This is a genomic window from Sphingopyxis sp. OPL5 (assembly GCF_003797775.2).
In the GTDB taxonomy this organism is placed as follows: Bacteria; Pseudomonadota; Alphaproteobacteria; order Sphingomonadales; family Sphingomonadaceae; genus Sphingopyxis.
Genome location: NZ_CP060725.1, coordinates 1,299,912 through 1,318,628 on the forward strand (window position 1 = coordinate 1,299,912; position 18,717 = coordinate 1,318,628).

An 18,717-nucleotide genomic window follows, 5' to 3' on the forward strand; every position below is an offset into this window, starting at 1 on the left:
CGCTAACATATAAAAGAAAAGCGCTAGCGAATGGGATGAGAGACAATGCGGTACGACGCGTCGGTTGATGAGGAAGCGGGTCCCCGCGACGACGATGCGGCGGTGCAGGGCTATCCGCCGGCGTCGCGCGCCTGGGCCAGCACCGCCCTGATGACGTTGCTGTTCGCGATGGCCTATCTCGATCGCCAGATCGTCTCGCTGATGGTCGAACCGATCAGCACCGAATTCGGCGTCGGCGATTTCGAGATCAGTCTGCTCCAGGGGTTCGCCTTCGCGCTCTTGTTCGCGGTCTGCGGTTTGCCGCTGGGCCAGGCGGTCGATCGGTACAAGCGCCGCTACATCATCCTCGGCGGCGTCATGATATGGTCGATCGCGGCCATGTCGTGCGGGCTGGCGCAGAATTTTGAGCAATTGCTCTTCGCGCGCATGTTGGTCGGCGCGGGAGAGGCGGCGCTCGCCCCGGCTTGCTATTCGCTGCTGGCCGATCTTTTCCCTCGCCGCAAGCTGACCTTTGCGATCGCCGTTTTCATGCTGGGGGCGCTGCTCGGCGCCGAGCTTTCGCTTGCCATCGGCGGCACCATTCTCGAACTGGCGAAAGATGGCGTCGACCTGCCCCTGCTCGGGCCGACGGCCGGATGGCGGTTCGCCTTCATCGTGACCGGCCTGCCGGGCATCTTCATGGCATTTCTCGCGCTGTTCATTTATGAACCCGCCCGTCCGAAAATCGCCCAGACGCAACATCGGGGATGGGGCGAAGTCTATGACTTCATCCGCGCGAGGAAGCTGTTCTTTTTCGTCCAGATCCTTGGGTTCTCGGTGGTCATGGCGCTCGTCTACGCGCGGCTCGCCTGGACCCCGACCTTCATGATGCGCAGCTTTGGCTGGAGCGTCAGCGAGACCAGCTATGCGCTTTCGACCTACGGCTTCATCGTCGGGGCGTGCTGCCTGCTTCTGGGTGGCCGGGTCGTCGATCATCTGTTCCAGAAGGGCCTGCACGACGCGCATTTCCGATATTATGTGGTAGGCGGGGTGGTGCTGGCGCTGCTCGGCAGCGCCGCCTATCTCTCATCGAGCCCGAGCGGTTATTTCCTCGCGATGGCACTCCCCTCCTTCCCTCTCGCCATGGGGGCGATCGGCGCGTCGGCGATCCAGATGGTCACCCCTGCGCCGCTGCGCGGGCGGGTCTCCGCAGTCTATCTGTTCGCGGTCAGCATCATCGGGATGTCTGCGGGCCCTGCGATCGTCGGCTATATGACCGACCATTGGTTCGGAGACCCCGCCGCGATCGGGATGTCGCTCGCCCTTACCTTCGGTGCCTGCGGAACGATCGTCACCATCATCTTCTTGTGCGGACTGCGCGCCATGCGGGCGGCTGTCGGCGAGGCCGAAGCAGCGGGCGCTTCGGCCAGCCATTGACACCGGCAGGCCAGCGCGTCCGGCCTAGGTTATGCGCTAGCGCGCGGCGCTCTCGATCAGCTTCAGTCCCAATGTCGTCGCGTTGAGCACCGCTTCCTCGCGGCTCGTCGCGCGCAATTTGCGCATCACATTCTTGAGGTGCCATTTCACGGTCTCGGGCGCGAGCTGCAACGTGCGCGCGATTTCCTTGTTCGACTCGCCGGCATTGAGCGCGCTCAAAATCTCGATCTCGCGCTCGGTGAGGAAGGAAAAGGCCTCGCCCGGCGCGGGCACATGCGCGCCTTCGAGCGCCGGATCGTGCCGCGCCGGATCGGCGAGCTTGAGCAAGGCGAGGAAACAATCCGAGCTATAGGCCTCGCTGCAGAAATTCTGCACCGCGCGCACCCCGGTGACGTCGAGCACGTCGACGATCGTGCGGCGGAAGCCGACGCTCGCGGCGTGGTTGAGAAAACGCACCGTTTCGAGTTCGACCATCTTGTCGCAGCGGCCGCTGAGCTGCGGCAGGATGTTGAACAACGTTGCCGAGGCGCGCAATTCGGCATCGTCCGCGTTCGACGCCAGCCGCAGCAGTCGCTCGGCGACCGTCGTCAGCCGCGGCCGGTCGCCCTGCGCGATCGCTTCATAGGCGCGGGCTTCGGACAGCAGGGCAAAGGCGCGGCCCTGCGCCGACAGCGGATCGATCACCGCAGCTTCCTCGTCGGCGATCGCCACCACCGCTTCGGCATCGATCGTCGGCGGCAGCCGCAACCGCGCGCGTTCGACGATGCAAAGCGCCTTGAGCGGCAGCCAGCCTCGCTTGAAGGCAAGCAGTTCGGCACGGTCGGTCAGGGCCGCGGCCTCATCGGTCCGCCCCATGCTCGCCGCGACGCGGATCGCGACGAGGAAGGCATGGGTCACGGCATCCTGGAAGGCGCTGTTTTCGAGCAATGGCAGCGCCGCATTGGCCAGCGCGGCAGCGGCCAACGGATCGTCGCGCTCGTAACAACAGCGCGCCAGCGCGGCATCGACCAGCGCGGCGGCGAGATTGGCACCGGCAGCGGCCCTTTGCGCATCGCGCAACAGCCGCTCGGCCTCACCGAGCTGCCCCAGCGCCCGCGATGCCGCCGCGCGCGCGCAGACCGCCATCGCCAACGGCAGGTCGAGCGGTTGTCCCGCGCCGCGCAGCATCAGCGGACGAACCGAATCATGGACCAGCCCGAACAGGCCGCGCCGCGATGCCCCATGGGCGCGCATCGCGCGTAGCATTGCGACCGCAAAATCGGACAGATCGTCAGGCGCGGCGAGAAGCCGGTCGCAGGTCTCGGCGACTTCGTCGATCCGGTCGCCGGCATAGGCCCGATTGAACAGGGTCATGGCGGCGGCCTCCGCCTCCTCGCCGTCGGCCGCCAGGATGGCGACGTCCGCATAAGGGCGCGCGGTGAGCACCGAAAGCCAGGCATCGGCGACGCGAAGGCCCGCCGTTTCGGCGATATCTTCGGGCGCCAGCCGACCCATCCAGTCGGCCACCCGGCCAATCTCGCCGCGCGCCAGCATCGGCATCGCGATATGCGCCAGCAACCCGGCGGCCAGCGCCGGATCGCCACCGGCAAGCGCCTGATCGACAGCTTCGCCTTTCATCCCCTGCGCGGCATAATGACGTGCGGCGACGCGGTGCAACTGCGCCCGGCTGTCGCGATCGACGCCGCGCAGCAATGCGGCGCGAAAGGCGGGATGAAGTTGGTAGCCGCCACCGCCGTCGGCGACCGGCTCGACGAACAGCCCCTCGGCGGCGAGATCGCGTAACAGGCCAGCGGCATCGGCATCGCCGCTGAGCAATCGCGCTAGATCGGTATCCAGTTTCGGGGCGACCGCAACACGGCCAAGGAAGCGAAGCTTCGTTTCGGACAACTCGCTCACAAGCGTCGCAAGATGCGCCTCGATCCGGCCGGTCAAGCCGTTCCAGTCGCGATCGCGGGAAAGCGCCTCGCCCTGTTGTGCCGCCAACCGCGCCCCCGTCGGCCAGCCTTCGAGCAGGGCGCTGAGCGACACATGGCCCTGCGCATCGAGCCTCACCCCCGCACCTTGCAGGAAAGCACGCAGCATCTCGCCCGTCAGCGCGAGGTCCGCGCGGCCGATGTGGAGCGCCATGCCGCGCCGTTCGGCCGCCTCGATCGCCACCGCCGGTATCGCGCGGCTCGCGAGCACCAGCCGCAATTGCGCGGGCGGATGGCGAAGCAGCCGGCCCAGCACATCGAGCGCATGGGCGTCGCCCAGCCGGTCGATGTCGTCAAGAACAAGCAGCAGCGGCTGGTTGCCCGCGTCCATCTTTTCGGCGAGCGCATCGGCGAGTTCCGCCGCCGGCGTCGGTTCCGCTCCGTCGTCCGAAACCGCATCGCCGCGCGCCAGCATCACCGCCCGAACCATTCGCTCGACGGCGCCCGCATCATCACCGTCGGCTTCGAAAGATAGCCAGGCCGTGTCCCAGCCCGCTTCCTGCGCCTCGGCAAACAGCGCCGCGCAAAAGGCGGTCTTGCCATAGCCGGCCGGCGCACGAACGACACACAGTTCGTGGGCCGCCAGCCTGTCGAGCCAAGGCCGCATGGAATCGAGTCCGACAAGATCGGGCGGAAAGCGCGGCGGCACATATTGGCGACGGACGAAACGCGGCCGATCGGCAGGCGGCACCGCGCGCAGCAGCGCCTTCGCTTCGATCCTCGATCCCGATTGGACGGTCATGCGTGTGCCCCTCCCTTAATCCCACTGGCTACGCCGCGCGAGGTCGCCCTGCAAGCGGCGCGCAGCCATCCCCCCCATCGCTCCCCCCGCCGCTTGGCCTGTCGCCGCGACCGCCACCGCCATAGCCTCCTTTCATCGACGGCCCCGCAAAGAACCGGGTCGCGATCCTTGGGAGAGACGATATGACCAAGAAAGCATTTCTGGCGACCTGCCTGTCCACCACCATGCTGATCGGCTGGCATGGTGCCGCCTTCGCCCAGGATACCGCGGCGCCGCAGACCGAAAGCGGCGGCATCGCCGAAATCGTGGTCACTGCGCAAAAGCGCGCGCAGAATTTGCAGGACGTTCCGGTAGCAGTCTCGGCGCTCGCCGGCGACGAACTCGAATCGCGCGGGGTCAGCGAAACCTCCGACCTTCAGGGCTTTGTCCCCAGCCTTCAGATCACGACGCCCTATGGCCGCACCCAGCCGAACTTCTCGCTGCGCGGCGTGTCGGTGGCAAACGAGTTTTCTGCCTCCACCGCGTCGCCGGTCGGGGTCTATGTCGACGAAGTCTATCAAAGCTTCCGCGCCAGCCACGGCCAGCAGCTCTACGACCTCGAACGCGTCGAAGTACTGCGCGGACCGCAGGGCACGCTGTACGGCCGCAACACCACCGGCGGCGCGATCAGCTTCTTCAGCAACAAGCCCCAGCTTGGCGCGAGCAACGGCACGCTGACCGTCGGCTACGCCAATTACGACACCAAGACCGTCGAGGGCGCACTTGAGGCGACGCTGGTCCCCGACAAGCTCGGCATCCGCTTCGCCGGCACCTTCGCCAAGGGCGATGGCTGGCAATATAACCCGGTGCAGGACCGCGATGTCGGCACGACCAACACCGTCGCCGGGCGCGTGTCGCTGCGCTGGAAACCGTCGGATACGGTCGACATCAATCTGAAGGGCTATTTCGCGCGCGACAATCCACTCGCGCCCAACCCCTATGCCCTCGGCCAGCTCGCGGGCGGGCGCGACGTGCTCGGCTATTCGCGCTTCGATCCGGCGCAGAACGGCGGCGCGCCGCTCGGCAAGAACGAGGTCGCGGCTGACACCGGCGGGCGTTATTTCACCTCGTCGCGCGGGGTCGCGCTCAACATCGCGGTCGAGCTCAGCGATACGGTCTCGGTCACCTCGATCACCGGTTATGACGGCGGCAAATATCGCAATTCGCCCTTTGATTGCGATGGTTCGCCGAACAGCGTCTGCGCGCTGCGTTACAATTCGGTCAGCCAGAACTTCAACCAGGACCTGCGCTTCAATTACAACGGCGACCGGCTCAATCTGGTGGCCGGCCTCTACTATGGCGTCGACAAGATCGACACCCGCAACGAGATCGATTTCTTCGGGGTGCTGAAACCGATCCTGCTCGGTGCGGGGGTGCCGACCAGCTTCTTCAACGCCCCGGTGTCAGCGCCGCAGGCGGCGGCGATCATCCCGGCCTTCGCCGCCAACCCCGCGCTCGATCCGACCAACCCCGCCAATTGCTCGGCGGTGCCGACGGGCAACCCCAACGGTTTCCTCGACGCACGGTCGCTGATCGCGCTGCTCACCGATATCCAGGTCAATAATTCGGGTGGCGGCGGCTTCGGCGGCGCAATCTCTGCGGCGTGCCGCGCCGCGGGCGCCCCGCCCTTCGGCCCGATCAGCGGCGAGCAGAGCTACACGATCAAGCGGCCGTCGGCGGCGATCTATTTCGACGGCAGCTATGATCTGACCGATGCGCTGACGGTCAGCGTCGGCCTCCGCTACACGATGGACAAGGTCAAATATCAGAACGGCCGCACGGTGCTCTACGACCTTGGCGGCACGATCCGCGCGAGCACCATCCCCTATACCTTCCCCTACAACCCGAACGCTCCGGCGCTCGAACAGAATGAGAAGGCGAACCGCCTGACCGGCCGCGTCAACATCAGCTATGACTTCGCCGACGATATGATGGGCTATCTCAACTACAGCCGCGGCTATCGCAGCGGCAGCTTCAACGGCCTCGCCTATCAGGGCACCAATCAGGTCTATTATATCCAGCCCGAGCAGATCAACGCCTATGAAGGCGGGCTCAAGATGCGCTTCCTCGACCGCCGCGTGCAGCTCAATCTCGCGGGCTTCTATTACGACTATAAGAACCATCAGGTGACGCAGGTCATCGGCGCGACGACCTTCACCCGCAGCGCCAACGGGCGCCTCTATGGCGGCGAGGCCGAGTTGACGATCCAGGCCGCCGACTTCCTGCGCTTCGACGCGTCGATGAGCCTGTTGCGCAGCAAATATAAGGGCAATGTGATCGACCCGACCGACCCGTCGAGCCCGACCCGCAACGTCAACGGCAATCCGTTCCCCAACGCCCCGCGCACCACCTTCTCGGCCGGGGTCGACTGGGACGTGATCGACAGCGGCGACAACAAGCTGACGCTGCGCGCCGATGCCGCCTACACCGGCAAATATTATTTCGACCCGTTCGGCGACTATGGCCAGAACCCGTGCGACCGCGCCGGCGCGCCCGGCAACGTCCGCCCCGCCGGTCCTGCGATCACCTGTGGCAACCCCGGATACTGGCTCGTCAACAGCCGGCTGACCTTCGAGCATGGCAATTATGCCGCCAGCCTGTGGGTCAAGAATCTGACCAACAAATTCTACTACAGCTACGGGCTCAATATCGACATCTTCGGTCTCGACTATCTCAATCGCGGTACCCCGCGCACCTATGGCGTCGAGCTGACGGCGAAGTTCTGATCGCTTACCCCCGGGGACCGGCGGGCACCCCTCCTCCCGCCCGCCGGTCCCACCCCCGACCAGGCAAGGAGCATCCGATGATGCGGTTTACAGGCAAGAGCGTGCTGATCACCGGCGCCGCGCGCGGCATCGGGCTGGCGGCGGCACAGGAATTCGCCCGCGAAGGCGCATCGGTGACGATCACCGATATCGACGGCGACGAGGCGGAGGCTGCCGCCGCCGCGATCCGCGCCGAGGGGCACAAGGCCGAGGCGCGGCGGCAGGACGTCGCCGACGAGGCCGCGTGGGGCGTGCAGATCGCCGATATCGTCGCGCGCGAGGGCGGGCTCGACATCCTCGTCAACAACGCCGGCATGGGGTTCCTGAAATCGGTCGTCGATACCAGCCTCGGCGAATGGCAGCGGCTGATGGCGGTCAATCTGGAGAGCGTTTTCCTGGGCACCCGTGCCGGGATCGCGGCGATGAAGGACAGGGGCGGCGTGATCGTCAACGTCGCCTCGATCGCCGCCAATGTCGCCGAGCCGCTCTTCCCCGCCTATAACGCCAGCAAGGCCGGGGTCGCGATGTTCACCAAGGCCGCGGCGGTCGATTGCGCGCGCAAGGGCTGGCCGGTACGAATCAACTCGCTCCACCCCGGCTATTGCGAGACCAAGCTGGTCGCCGACGCGGTCGGCAGCCTTGGCGACGCCGCCGGCGATTTTGCGGCGGCGACAGTCGGCGCGATCCCGCTCGGCCGTATGGCAACGACGCGCGAAATCGCCCGTCCGCTGCTGTTCCTCGCCAGCGACGATGCCGCTTACATGTGCGGCAGCGAGCTGATCGTCGACGGCGGCTACACCGCGATCTGATCTCCAACTCTTTCAAACTAGGGAATAATGACATGAGCAAGAAGCCGGTCATCGTCTATGGCGCCTCGGGCTACACCGGCCGCCTCGTCTGCGAATATCTGCGCGAACTCGGCATCCCGTTCATCGCCGCCGGGCGCGACGCCAAGCGTGTGCAAGAGGTGATGGACAAGGTTCCCGGCATCGAGACCGCCGACTATGAGGTCGCCGAGGTCGAGCATGATGTCGCGGCGCTGACCAAGCTGTTCAAGGGCGCGCAGGTCGTGTGCAACATGGTCGGCCCCTTCATCAAATATGGGCCCGAGACGGTCGAAGCTGCACTCGCCGCCGGCTGCCACTATCTCGACACGACCGGCGAACAGGACTGGATGCTGCTCGCGCAGGAAAAATGGGGCGACGCCTTCGCCAAGAAGGGCCTCCTCCTCTCGCCCTGCGTCGCGCAAATGTACACGACCGGCGAAATCGCGGCGAATATCGCGCTCGAAACCATGCCCGGCCTCGACACGCTCGACATGCTGGTGCTGTGGAAAGGCTTCCCGACCTATGCCTCGGTCCAGACGATCTTCACGATCCTCAAGGCCGACTGGTATTATCTCGAGAACAACCAATATGTTCAGTGGCCGACGCTGACGACGACCGAATGCCAGGTGCCGGGCCAGCATGCCACCGCGCTCACCCTGCCCTGGGGCGGCACTTCGCACCCGATCTGGTTCAAGACCGATCCGCGCGTCTCGACGGTCAAGGTCTATGGCGGCGTCTTCGCGCGCGAGGTCATGGACAATGTCGTCGCGATGACCAAGATGATCGACACCGACATCAAGCCGCTACCCTTTGCCGAACAAGAGGCGGCGCTCGCAAAAATGGCGGAATCGGTGCAGGGCGACATGCCACCGCGCGAGAATCCGCGGCTCAACACCAGCATCGACTCGGTCTATGCCTCGGGCCCGCTCGGCCGCGTCCATGTGCTGATCCACGGCAATTGCAATTACAAGCAGACCGGGCTGATGCAGGCCTGGGCGGCGGCGAATTTGCTGCAACAGGCGCCGCGCCGCACCGGCTTCGCCTCGGCTTGCCAGGCCTTCGGACACCGCGAAATCCTCGGCAGCCTGCGCCAGTTCGGGCTGGTGCTGAAACCGATCGTCACGGTCCATGACTGACCAGAGCGCCTGATGCGGCTGGTCGACTGGCTCGACAAGGGGGCGTCGCTGGGCGCCGATGCCCCCTGCCTGACGATGAACGGGCAGAGCCTGTCCTATGCGGATGTGCAGGCGCTCACCCACCGCGTCGCGCGGGGGCTGAACGCCTCGGGGATATCGCCGGGCCAGCATGTCGCGATCCTGTCGGGCAACGACCCGACCGCCTTCGCCTGCGTCTTCGCCATCACGCGCGCCGCCGCGGTGTGGTGCCCGATCAACCCGCGCAACGAAGCGGCCGAAAACGCCTTCGTTCTCGACAATTTCGATTGCACCGCGCTGATCTTCCATTCGAAGTTCGCCGATCTCGTCGACGAACTGCGCGGGCAATTGCCCAAGCTGAAACTGCTCGTCTGCCTCGACGCCGAACAGCCCTTCGCGCCTTCGCTGGCGGAGTGGCTGGCGGGCATCGACAACAGTCCCTTCACCGCCGACCCGGTCAGCGACCTCGCGATGCTCCCCGGCACCGGCGGCACCACCGGCCATCCCAAGGGGGTGATGCTGACCAATCGCAATCTCGAGGCGATGACCGCGCTCACCCTGATGGGCTATCCGTTCGAGGGCCGCCCCATCTATCTCGCGATGGCGCCGCTCACCCACGCGGCGGGCGTGCTCGCCTTCCCGATTCTCGCGCATGGCGGCGAAGTCGTGATCATGCCCTATCCCGATATCGGCGAATTCCTGTCGCTCGCTTCACAGCACCGCGCAACGCACACATTCCTGCCGCCAACCTTGATCTACATGCTGCTCGACCACCCCGCGCTGCCCGCGACCGACCTCTCGTCGCTGAGATGCTTCTGGTACGGCGCCGCGCCGATTTCCGCCGTCCGGCTGGAGGAGGCGATCGAGAAAATCGGCCCGGTGATGGCGCAGCTCTTCGGCCAGACCGAGGCACCGATGATGATTTCGATGATGGCGCCCCGGGATCATTTCAACCCCGACGGATCGGTCGCGCGCCACCGCCTGTCATCGGCGGGCAGGCCGGGGCCGCTGGTCCGGGTCGCGATCATCGATAGCGATGGCAAGGAGCTACCGCAGGGCGAACGCGGCGAGATCGTCGTCAAAGGCTCGCTGGTCATGGATGGCTATTACAAGAACGCGGCTGCGACCGCCGAGGCGACGGTGAACGGCTGGCACCGCACCGGCGACATCGGCTATCTCGATGCCGACAATTTCCTGTTCATCGTCGACCGCGCCAAAGACATGATCATCACCGGCGGCTTCAACGTCTATTCGGCCGAGGTCGAGGCGGCGCTGCTCGCGCATCCGGCGGTGCAGGACAGCGCGGTGTTCGGCCTGCCCGACGACAAATGGGGTGAGCGCGTCTGCGCCGTCGTGCAATTGCGCGCGGGGCAAAGCGCCGACCCGGCCGACATCATCGCATCGGTCAAGGCGGCGATCGGCAGCGTCAAGGCGCCGAAGACCCTCGAAATCTGGACCGATCTGCCACGATCGAAGGTCGGCAAGGTGCTCAAGAAGGATATTCGCGCGCAGAAACTGGCGGCGGCCAACGACGGCTGACCGGACCAGCGGCGATCACGCGCCGTCGCCCGGTTTCCGGCGCCGCTCTCAATAGCTTTCGATAAAATCGGCGAACTCGCTCTAAACTATCGCTCGATCTTGGTGGCGAGAATGACCGACGTGGTCGTGCGTTCGACACCTTCAAGGAGGCCGACATCGTCGATCAGCTCGTTGAGTTGGACGCCGTCCTCGGCCTCGAGCATCGCAATGATATCATATTCTCCGCTGATCGCGTGGACCGCCTGAACCTGCCGCAGCGCAGCGAGCGCCTGCTCGACCTCACGGTGAAAGCGGGGCAGCGTCTTGATCATCATATGCGCTCGGACCCGGCTTGCCGAGAAAGCATGGCCGAGCCGCACGGTGTAGCCCGCGACGACTTTGCCTTCCTCCAGCCGCGCCAGGCGCGAATAGATTTGCCCGCGCGAGATGCCCAATTCCTTGGCGAGCTGCGCGATCGTCTGGCGGGCGTCGTCGCGGAGCAGGGTCAGCAGGCGTTCGTCGATCTCGTCGAGCGTGACGCCCCCGCTGGCCATCAGTCGGCCAGCTTTTCGTCGGCGAAGATCGCGGTTTGCGGGGTCTGCCCGGCGCTCATCCGCCCGCGATACATGCCGAGGTCGTTGATGGCGAAGGCGGGGTCGCCGTCGGGGCCCATCGCGATCAGCCCGCCGTCACCGCCGATCGCGCCGACCGCCAAGATCGTCGCCTGCGCCGCATCCTTCAGGCTCTCGCCCTTCCACGCAACGCGATCGCAGAGCTGGCGCGCCGCGCTTTCACGGATGAAATATTCGCCTGACCCGGTCGCCGACACCGCGCATTGGCCGTCCTTGGCATAGGTGCCCGCGCCGATGATCGGCGAATCGCCGATGCGGCCCCAGCGCTTGCCGGTCATGCCGCCGGTCGAGGTCGCAGCGGCGAGATGGCCCTCGGCATCGAGCGCGACCGCACCGACGGTGCCGAACAAATGGGTGGGATCGATCGCCGCCTGCTGCTTCTTGCGCCAGGCCAGCAATTGCTGCCAGCGCTCCTCGGTGCGGAACCAGCTGGGGTCGACCTGTTCCAGCCCCTGCTCGACCGAAAAACGGTCAGCGCCGTCGCGCGCCAGCATGACGTGCGGGCTCCGGTCCATCACCGCCCGCGCGAGGTCGATCGGGTGGCGGGTGCGGGTGACCCCGGCGACCGCGCCGGCCTTTTGCGTCTTGCCGTCCATGATCGCCGCGTCGAGTTCATTCTTGCCCTCGGCGGTGAAGACTGCGCCGCGCCCGGCGTTGAACAGCGGATTGTCCTCGAGCACGCGCACCGCCGCGGCGACCGCGTCGAGCGCGGGGCCGCCCTTGTCGAGCACGGCGCTGCCGGCGCGCAGCGCCTCGTCGAGACCGGCGCGATAGGCGGCCTCCTTTTCGGGCGACAGCGATCCGCGTTCGATCACCCCGGCGCCGCCATGGATCGCGAGCGACCAGCGCGGCACTTCGGCGATCGCCCCGGCGCGCGCGGCATAGTGGCGCTCGAACACCGGATTGTCGACGCGGCCCGAGGGCAGGTGGATCACCGAGTTCGGGCCCACCCCCGTCACCTTCACACGCGGCGCGTCAAGCGGGCGGCCGGCAGTGACGTCTTTCAGCCCGCCGCCGTCGACGACCCAGGCATAGCCGTCGGGCGCGGTCGCATAGATCCGCCCGCGGCCGTCGGGTTCGACCGCCAGCGCGGCGCTTTCATCGACGCCGAGGCCGAGCATCGGAGGCAGCGCGGGGTCGCGCCCGACCTGCGCCTTGGCGACGAAGGCGAAGAGGCGGCCGAGCCGCTCGCGCTCCTTGAAATGGGTGTCGGTGACGACGCCTTTCAAGAGCGCGAGATGGAGGAAATCGCCCTCGATCGTGTTGGCGGGGCCGAGCGGGTCGGCAAGCGCCTCGGGACTCCGGATGCTGCCGTCGTCCATCGCGCCATAAAGTTTTTCGCCCTGCATCGCCAGCCCGGCGCTGGTCCCGGCGAGCGGCTTGCCCGCCGCGACATGCGCGTCGAGAATCTCGGCGACCGGGGTGCCGCGCCAGTAGCGGACGTAGCGCGCCTGGTCGCCGCCGGCGATGAAGATGCCGTCGGCCTTGCGCAGCCGGGCGAGGATCTTCTTGTCGGTCGATTGCGAGCGCGCGTGGAAGACGAAGATTTCGGCCGACTCGATGCCGCCGATCTCGTCGAAGAATTCCTTGCCCATCTCCTCGCCATAAGAGGCGCTGATGATGACGATATGGCCGCGCCCGGCTTTGCCGAAGAACCATTTCATCGCGTCGATATTGCGGTCGCCGCCGCCCATCAGCAGCAGCCCGCCCGACACGGGGCCGGGAGTCGGGGTGTCGAGCTTGCCGAAAACATAATGTTCGACGGGCTTTTCCTTCGCCTCCTTCGCGGCGGCCGGGGTCAGGGCGATACCGAGCATCGCGATCGACAGCAGCCGGATTCCCCTGATGAACGCGCGCAGCATGGCTTTCCTTCTCCCAATGAACGAGCGGATGTTACATAATGTCGACCTGAAAAGACAATATGATTTCCAGATTCGACATATTGATTGAAATTATCGACGCTTTCTGGTGGGATGCGCGAAACATCCGGTACGCGGGGCGCGTAGGGCATCGAGTCGAGCCGGGCAAACAAGGGGTTGTATGATGACGAATTTCTCGAGGCGTCCGATGCGGGTTCTGCTGGCGTTGGGCGTTTGCGTGCCGGCGCTGTCCGCGCCGGCCTTTGCGCAGGAGGCCTCCGCCGAGGCGGGCAGCGAGGAAATCATCGTCACCGGGTCGCGCATTCCCACGATCCGCGACCAGGGGCCGTCGCCGGTCACGACGATCGATTCCGATACGATCCGCGCCAACGGCTATACCAGCGTCCCCGAATTGCTCGCCGCGATGACGCAGAACAGTGGCGAAACGCAGAGCCCGCAATCGGGCAGCAGCGCCGACTTCACCCCCGGTGCGCAGCAGGTCGACCTGCGCGGTCTCGGCCCCAACCATACGCTGGTGCTGATCAACGGGCGCCGCATCGCCGATTTCCCGCTGCCCTATATCGGGCGCAGCAACTTCACCGACATTTCGAACATCCCCGTCAGCCTGATCGACAAGGTCGAAATCCTGAGCGGCGCGGGGTCGGCGATCTATGGCTCGGACGCGATCGCCGGCGTCGTCAACTTCAAGATGAAGGAAAAGCTCGACGGCATCACGCTCGACTATCGCCACGGGCGCACCGAGCATGGCGGCGGCATGTCGCACCGCGTCACCGCGACGGGCGGCTGGTCGACCGATCGGTTCAACATCGCCGGCGGGATCGAATATATCGACCAGCGGCCGCTGTGGGCGTTCGACCGCGGCATCCAGGACAGCACCGACGACAATCCGGTGAACACGCTGGCGCGGCGCACCTTCCTGCGCATCGACGACAATGTCGACTATATCACCCCGCCGCCGGGCGCCTGCGCCGCGCTGTCGGGACTCAACATGGGCACGATCCAGCAATATAACCGTCCGCGCTACGGCGATTTCTGCGGCAGCAAGCAATCGATCGCCTATGGGACGATCATTTCGGGGCGCAAGGGCTTCAACAGCTTTGGCACCATGTCATACGAGCTGTCGGACAATGCCAAGCTGTTCACCGACTTCCAGTTCGGGATCAGCAAGGTGCGGCTGATGTACGACGTCACCGCCTGGGCGTTCGAACAATCGTCTTCGAGCGCCGACAATTATTTCTACAACAGCTTCACCGACCAGCTCGAAGATTGGTCGCGCCAGTTCACGCCGGAAGAAACCGGCGGGTTCGAGCTGCAGCGGATCAAGCAGACGACCTACAGCATCACGCCGGGCATCCGCGGCACGGTTGCCGATAAATGGAATTACGAGCTGTCGTTCAATTACAGCCGCTACCAGTCGACCGTTCGCTGGCCGCAGATCATCAACAGCAAGGCGCAGAAGCTGTTCCTCGGCGACCGGGTCGGCTTCGACGAGGACAGCGGCTATCCGATCTATAACGCCGACCCGGCGCGGCTCTACACGCCGCTGACGCGCGCCGAATATGAAAGCATTTCGGCCGACACCGTCTATCGCCCTTACGCGTGGACCAACAATTTGCAGGCGACGCTTACCAACGGTGAGCTGTTCGAACTGCCCGCCGGCCCGGTCGGCTTCGCGATGGTCGCCGAATATGGCAAGCAGGGCTATAATCTCCGCCCCGATCCGCTGGCGCTCACCGACTATTATTACAGCTGGAAGGACAGCGATGGCGAGGGCAAGCGCAGCCACGCCGCCCTGGGCGGCGAATTGCGCGTGCCGGTGCTCGATTTCGTGACGGTGACCGGCGCCGGGCGCTATGACCGCTTCGGCTTTGCGGGCCGCAACGTCGGCAAATTCACCTATAATGGCGGCCTTGAAGTGCGGCCGATGGACAGCCTGTTGTTCCGCGCCGCCTATGGCACCGCGTTCCGCGCGCCCGACCTCCATTATGTGTTCACCGGACCGGGTAATGTGTCGAGCGGCGTCGACGATTATTACCTCTGCGGCATCGAAGAACCCGACGAAGACATCGGCGACTGCAGCTATTCGGGCACCGGCGTCGTCGTGAACCGGACCGGCAACCGCGACCTCAAGGCCGAAACGGGCAAGACGCTGACCGCCGGTATCGTCTTCGCTCCGTCGAGCCGCCTGCACCTGTCGGTCGACTATTTCCGCGTCTCGCTCGACAATCAGGTCGACGACCTCAGCATCGACCAGATCGCGCGCGACGAGGCCGCCTGCCGGCCCGACGCCAATGGCAACACCGAACTCGATCCGGCCTCGCCGACCTGCCAGGACGCGATCGCGCGCGTGTCGCGCTTCACCGGCGGCAGCTTCGCGGGACAGATCGAATCGATCCGCGTCAACCCGATCAATATTGCGCGCGAAAAGACCAGCGGTATCGACATCGCCTTCCGCGGCACCTTGCCCACCAGCTTCGGCGATTTCACCCTGTCGCTCGCGCACAGTCATGTGTTCAAGCACAGCTTCCAGCAATATCCGGGCGATCCGATCGAGAACAAGCTGGCGTTCGACAGCGGTTTCTATCTGCCGCGCGACAAGTCCAACGCCAGCATCACCTGGGCCAGCGATGGATTGCAGCTCACTTTCTCGGGCACCCGCCTCGGCAAGCTGCCCAATTATGACGAGGACGCGTTCCTGAAGGCGAGCTACCTGTTCAACGCGACGCTGCAATATGATTTCACCGATCATATGCGCGGGTCGCTGACGATCCGGAACCTGTTCGACACCAACCCGGTGAAAGACCCGACCTGGTCGAGCTATCCCTATTACAACACCAGCTGGTTCGACAGCGTCGGGCGTAGCGTGTTTCTGCAGCTTACCTACAAGCTCGGCGGTTCGGCACTCTGAAGGCTTTCGAACCGATCCTTCGCTAGCGCGGCGGTTATGGGCCGGTTGTGGCGAGCCAGCTTTTTTGCTTGGCTCTCCACCCCCGGCCTTACCCCGGGCGTTTCGATCGAGAGCGGCATGGCGGAGACCGAAACGATCGCCGCTGTCAGCGGCGCGATGCGCGTCGGCGCGGCCCGCCGCGACCGAAATCGGGTCGAAGCTGTAAAATGATCGCGACGACGAGCGAAGTGGTGCACCCGACAGGATTCGAACCTGTGGCCCCCAGATTAGGAATCTGATGCTCTATCCTGCTGAGCTACGGGTGCGCCGCCGTCCGTGTAGCGGCGTGGCCCGCAAAGCGTCAATCGGCAGCGATCAATTCAGCGCATCGGGCGGCACGAAGGGAACGAGCAACGGCATCGCCGCGATGCCGTCGTCGCGTAGCGACTGAGCTTCCTCGGGCGAGGTCTGGCCATGGATCAGGTCCTCGGCGGCGCGGCCTTCGTGCATCGCGCGCGCCGCGTCGGCGAAGTCGCGGCCGACCCAGCGCGACTGCGGCAGCATCTCGGCCTGTTTCGCCGCGATCCCCGCCATCACCTTGCGGACGAGTTCGGGCGAAATTTCACCGGCATGGCCGTGCTGGGCCTCGGTCAGCGCCGGAGCCGACGGCGCGGCAAGCTGGTTCGACTTCGCCCCGATGCGCGGCGCCATCACCGCTTTCCGCACATCGCTGTCGCCGCAGATCGGGCAGGCGATCAGACCGCGCGCCTGCTGACCGGCAAAGCTATCGCTGCTGGCGAACCAGGCCTCGAACCGGTGGTCGCCGGCGGCGCAGCAAAGATCGAAGACGATCAAAGGTCAGGCCGTTCCGAGCAGCGGATCGAGCCCGCCCTTCGCATCGAGCGCGGCAAGATCGTCGCTGCCGCCGATATGGCGGCCGTCGATGAAAATCTGCGGCACCGTGCGGCTGCCGCCGGCGCGTTCGACCATCGCTTCGAACCCCGCGCGATCCATCGTCAGGTCGATTTCCTGATAGTCGGCGCCCTTGCGGTCGAGCAGCGCCTTCGCGCGCGAGCAGTAAGGGCAGAAAAATTTCGTAAAGACTTCGATTTTGGCCATATGGCTATCCTGTCATGATCTGATCGCTGATATCGGAATCCAACGTGGCAAAGTCAAATATGTTGCCGGTCATCAGCGCTTCGGGGACGACCCGCGCCCAGCTGAGCGCCGAAACGCGCACCGCACCGCTGCGCCGGAGCGCCCTGGCGGCGGCGCGCAAGGTCGCCCCGCTGGCATGGACATCGTCGATCAGGATCAGGTGACGTCCCGCGGCTCTCGCCTTGGCATCGGGGGCCAGCGCAAACGCGCCCGCGACGATCTTCTCGCGCTCGCGCCGGGACTTGCCGCGCAGCGACGCGGTCGCCCTGGCGCGCAGCAACAGATGATGATCGTGCGGGGCGCCGGTCAGCCGCGTCAGTTCGTCGGCGACGAGCGCCGCCTGGTTGAACCCGCGCGACCAGAGCCGCCGGCGGTGGAGCGGGATCGGCACGAGCAGCGCCTCTCCCCCGTCCGCCAGGGTCGTCAACGGCCGCGCCATCAGGCGCGCCATCAGCCGGGCATGACCGAGCCGCCGGCCATATTTGAGCCGCAGCGCGACGGTGCGCGCCGCGGGGCCATAAGCGACCGCCGCCGGAGCGCCATCGAAGGGCGGCGGATTCGCGACACAGGCGCCGCAGTGCAAATCGGCGCCCGCCAGCGCCCGCGGCAGGGGGATCGAACAGCGGGCGCAGGCGGGACCATCGAGGAAATCGAGCGATTGCCAGCAGGCCAGGCAGAATTGCCGGTCGCCCGCGACGATGATCCCGCAGGCGGGACAGCGCGGCGGCAGGGCATAGTCGACGATCGCCCGGCCCGCGTCGCGGAGGCCGCGCAGCAGGCTTGCCGCCCGCGCCGGCGTTTCGCTCTCGACCTGCACCGCCGCGCTCGCCATGTCCGACTTGTGAAGCATCGCACGAGGCGGCACAAGCGCCGCATGTCGCAGCCCCCCGCCCCGCTTTTTTCCTCCGCGCGCCACCGCGCCCAGCGCGATCGCCTGGCGCACCTGCCCGCCGAGGCCAATTTTCTCGCGCCGATCATCGCCGAAACGCTGCTCGACCGCCTGTCGATGGTGACGCGCCGCTTCCCGCGAACCCTGCTGATCGGTGCCCATGACGGCGCGCTCGCCGACCATCTGCGCGCGACGGGCACCGAATTGACGATATTCGAGGCGGGGCCGGCACTGGCCGCCGCGACGGGCGCGATCGTGGGAGAGGCCGATGCGATCGACCTGCCCTTCGCCAGTTTCGATCTGATCGTCTGGCCCGGCGGACTCGACAGCGTCAACGACGTGCCCGGAGCGCTCGTTCGGTTGCGCGCGCTGCTCGCGCCCGATGGCTTGCTGCTCGGCGCCTTCGTCGGCGACGGCAGCCTGGCGCGACTACGGCGCGCGGTGATGACCGACGGGGTGCGCTCGATCGCCCGCCTGCATCCACAGATCGACCTCGCGGCGATGGGCAATCTGCTCCAGCGCACCGGTTTCACCATGCCGGTGGTCGACGTCGACGCGCTAAGCGTGCGCTATGGCGACTGGTTCGCGCTCGTCCGCGATCTACGCGCCGCAGGCCTGTCGAGCCGGCTATCCCCCGCGCCGCCGCCGTTGACGCGCGAAGAGGCGGCGCGCATCGCGGTCGCCTTTGCGGCGCAGGCCGACCCCGACGGCCGCGTCGCCGAACATTTCCGACTGATCCATTTCAGCGGCTGGGCACCGCATCCCGATCAGCCCAAACCCGCGCGACGCGGCAGCGGCACCGCGTCACTCGCCGACGCGCTGAAACCGAAAGACTAG

The 18,717-nt window shown here is 66.0% G+C and carries 13 protein-coding genes and 1 tRNA gene; 7 read left to right on the forward strand and 7 right to left on the reverse strand.

Annotation, left to right across the window (positions count from 1 at the left end; genetic code table 11):
- The first annotated feature begins 45 nt into the window (after positions 1–45).
- On the forward strand, positions 46–1,416 hold the full coding sequence (locus EEB18_RS06230; RefSeq protein WP_187142358.1) for an MFS transporter: 1,371 nt from the start codon (positions 46–48) through the stop codon (positions 1,414–1,416).
- A gap of 36 nt (positions 1,417–1,452) precedes the next feature.
- Here EEB18_RS06230 and EEB18_RS06235 read toward each other — a convergent pair whose 3' ends face one another.
- Positions 1,453–4,131, reverse strand: a complete 2,679-nt coding sequence (locus EEB18_RS06235; RefSeq protein WP_187142357.1) for a LuxR C-terminal-related transcriptional regulator — start codon at positions 4,129–4,131, stop codon at positions 1,453–1,455.
- Positions 4,132–4,313: 182 nt separating this feature from the next.
- Between EEB18_RS06235 and EEB18_RS06240 the strand changes: the two genes are divergently transcribed.
- The 4 genes from EEB18_RS06240 (at position 4,314) to EEB18_RS06255 (ending at position 10,455) form a co-directional block, all read left to right on the forward strand.
- Positions 4,314–6,896: a TonB-dependent receptor gene (locus tag EEB18_RS06240; RefSeq protein ID WP_262408145.1), complete on the forward strand. Its 2,583-nt coding sequence runs from the start codon at positions 4,314–4,316 to the stop codon at positions 6,894–6,896.
- A gap of 77 nt (positions 6,897–6,973) precedes the next feature.
- The gene (locus EEB18_RS06245; RefSeq protein WP_187142041.1) at positions 6,974–7,744 is read left to right on the forward strand and encodes an SDR family oxidoreductase; all 771 of its coding nucleotides are present in this window, start codon (positions 6,974–6,976) and stop codon (positions 7,742–7,744) included.
- A 32-nt stretch (positions 7,745–7,776) separates the two neighbouring features.
- Positions 7,777–8,898 (forward strand): DUF5938 domain-containing protein, encoded by a 1,122-nt coding sequence (locus tag EEB18_RS06250; protein ID WP_187142040.1) that lies wholly within the window; start codon positions 7,777–7,779, stop codon positions 8,896–8,898.
- 12 nt (positions 8,899–8,910) lie between these two features.
- On the forward strand, positions 8,911–10,455 hold the full coding sequence (locus tag EEB18_RS06255) for an AMP-binding protein (protein WP_187142039.1): 1,545 nt from the start codon (positions 8,911–8,913) through the stop codon (positions 10,453–10,455).
- An 86-nt stretch (positions 10,456–10,541) separates the two neighbouring features.
- Here EEB18_RS06255 and EEB18_RS06260 read toward each other — a convergent pair whose 3' ends face one another.
- Together EEB18_RS06260 and EEB18_RS06265 are read right to left on the reverse strand one after the other, a co-directional pair.
- Positions 10,542–10,988, reverse strand: a complete 447-nt coding sequence (locus EEB18_RS06260) for an Lrp/AsnC family transcriptional regulator (RefSeq protein WP_056343352.1) — start codon at positions 10,986–10,988, stop codon at positions 10,542–10,544.
- Positions 10,988–12,928, reverse strand: a complete 1,941-nt coding sequence (locus EEB18_RS06265) for an isoaspartyl peptidase/L-asparaginase (protein WP_187142038.1) — start codon at positions 12,926–12,928, stop codon at positions 10,988–10,990. The genes EEB18_RS06260 and EEB18_RS06265 overlap by 1 nt, the downstream gene beginning before the upstream one ends.
- A gap of 181 nt (positions 12,929–13,109) precedes the next feature.
- Here EEB18_RS06265 and EEB18_RS06270 point away from each other — a divergent pair, with 181 nt between their 5' ends.
- Positions 13,110–15,854, forward strand: coding sequence for a TonB-dependent receptor plug domain-containing protein (locus EEB18_RS06270; RefSeq protein WP_187142037.1), 2,745 nt, complete (start codon positions 13,110–13,112; stop codon positions 15,852–15,854).
- Between the two features lie 228 nt (positions 15,855–16,082).
- On the opposite strand, the gene EEB18_RS06275 is transcribed toward EEB18_RS06270, so the two are convergent.
- From EEB18_RS06275 to EEB18_RS06290, 4 genes are all read right to left on the reverse strand, one after another.
- A tRNA-Arg gene (locus EEB18_RS06275) sits at positions 16,083–16,159 on the reverse strand.
- A 49-nt stretch (positions 16,160–16,208) separates the two neighbouring features.
- Positions 16,209–16,688, reverse strand: a complete 480-nt coding sequence (locus EEB18_RS06280) for a DUF1178 family protein (protein WP_056343362.1) — start codon at positions 16,686–16,688, stop codon at positions 16,209–16,211.
- Between the two features lie 3 nt (positions 16,689–16,691).
- The gene (grxC, locus tag EEB18_RS06285; protein WP_056343365.1) at positions 16,692–16,952 is read right to left on the reverse strand and encodes a glutaredoxin 3; all 261 of its coding nucleotides are present in this window, start codon (positions 16,950–16,952) and stop codon (positions 16,692–16,694) included.
- Between the two features lie 4 nt (positions 16,953–16,956).
- The gene (locus tag EEB18_RS06290; protein WP_262408146.1) at positions 16,957–17,841 is read right to left on the reverse strand and encodes a ComF family protein; all 885 of its coding nucleotides are present in this window, start codon (positions 17,839–17,841) and stop codon (positions 16,957–16,959) included.
- 24 nt (positions 17,842–17,865) lie between these two features.
- On the opposite strand from EEB18_RS06290, the gene EEB18_RS06295 reads away from it, so the two are divergent.
- Positions 17,866–18,717, forward strand: coding sequence for a methyltransferase domain-containing protein (locus EEB18_RS06295; protein WP_187142036.1), 852 nt, complete (start codon positions 17,866–17,868; stop codon positions 18,715–18,717).

What these genes read in the sequence shown, in the direction of transcription:
- EEB18_RS06240 (WP_262408145.1), top strand. Translation starts at nt 4,314, where the DNA reads ATGACCAAGAAAGCATTTCTGGCGACCTGCCTGTCCACCACCATGCTG.
- grxC (WP_056343365.1), bottom strand. Translation starts at nt 16,952, where the DNA reads ATGGCCAAAATCGAAGTCTTTACGAAATTTTTCTGCCCTTACTGCTCG.
- EEB18_RS06290 (WP_262408146.1), bottom strand. Translation starts at nt 17,841, where the DNA reads ATGCTTCACAAGTCGGACATGGCGAGCGCGGCGGTGCAGGTCGAGAGC.
- EEB18_RS06230 (WP_187142358.1), top strand. Translation starts at nt 46, where the DNA reads ATGCGGTACGACGCGTCGGTTGATGAGGAAGCGGGTCCCCGCGACGAC.
- EEB18_RS06255 (WP_187142039.1), top strand. Translation starts at nt 8,911, where the DNA reads ATGCGGCTGGTCGACTGGCTCGACAAGGGGGCGTCGCTGGGCGCCGAT.
- EEB18_RS06270 (WP_187142037.1), top strand. Translation starts at nt 13,110, where the DNA reads ATGACGAATTTCTCGAGGCGTCCGATGCGGGTTCTGCTGGCGTTGGGC.
- EEB18_RS06260 (WP_056343352.1), bottom strand. Translation starts at nt 10,988, where the DNA reads ATGGCCAGCGGGGGCGTCACGCTCGACGAGATCGACGAACGCCTGCTG.
- EEB18_RS06265 (WP_187142038.1), bottom strand. Translation starts at nt 12,928, where the DNA reads ATGCTGCGCGCGTTCATCAGGGGAATCCGGCTGCTGTCGATCGCGATG.
- EEB18_RS06295 (WP_187142036.1), top strand. Translation starts at nt 17,866, where the DNA reads ATGTCGCAGCCCCCCGCCCCGCTTTTTTCCTCCGCGCGCCACCGCGCC.
- EEB18_RS06235 (WP_187142357.1), bottom strand. Translation starts at nt 4,131, where the DNA reads ATGACCGTCCAATCGGGATCGAGGATCGAAGCGAAGGCGCTGCTGCGC.
- EEB18_RS06250 (WP_187142040.1), top strand. Translation starts at nt 7,777, where the DNA reads ATGAGCAAGAAGCCGGTCATCGTCTATGGCGCCTCGGGCTACACCGGC.
- EEB18_RS06245 (WP_187142041.1), top strand. Translation starts at nt 6,974, where the DNA reads ATGATGCGGTTTACAGGCAAGAGCGTGCTGATCACCGGCGCCGCGCGC.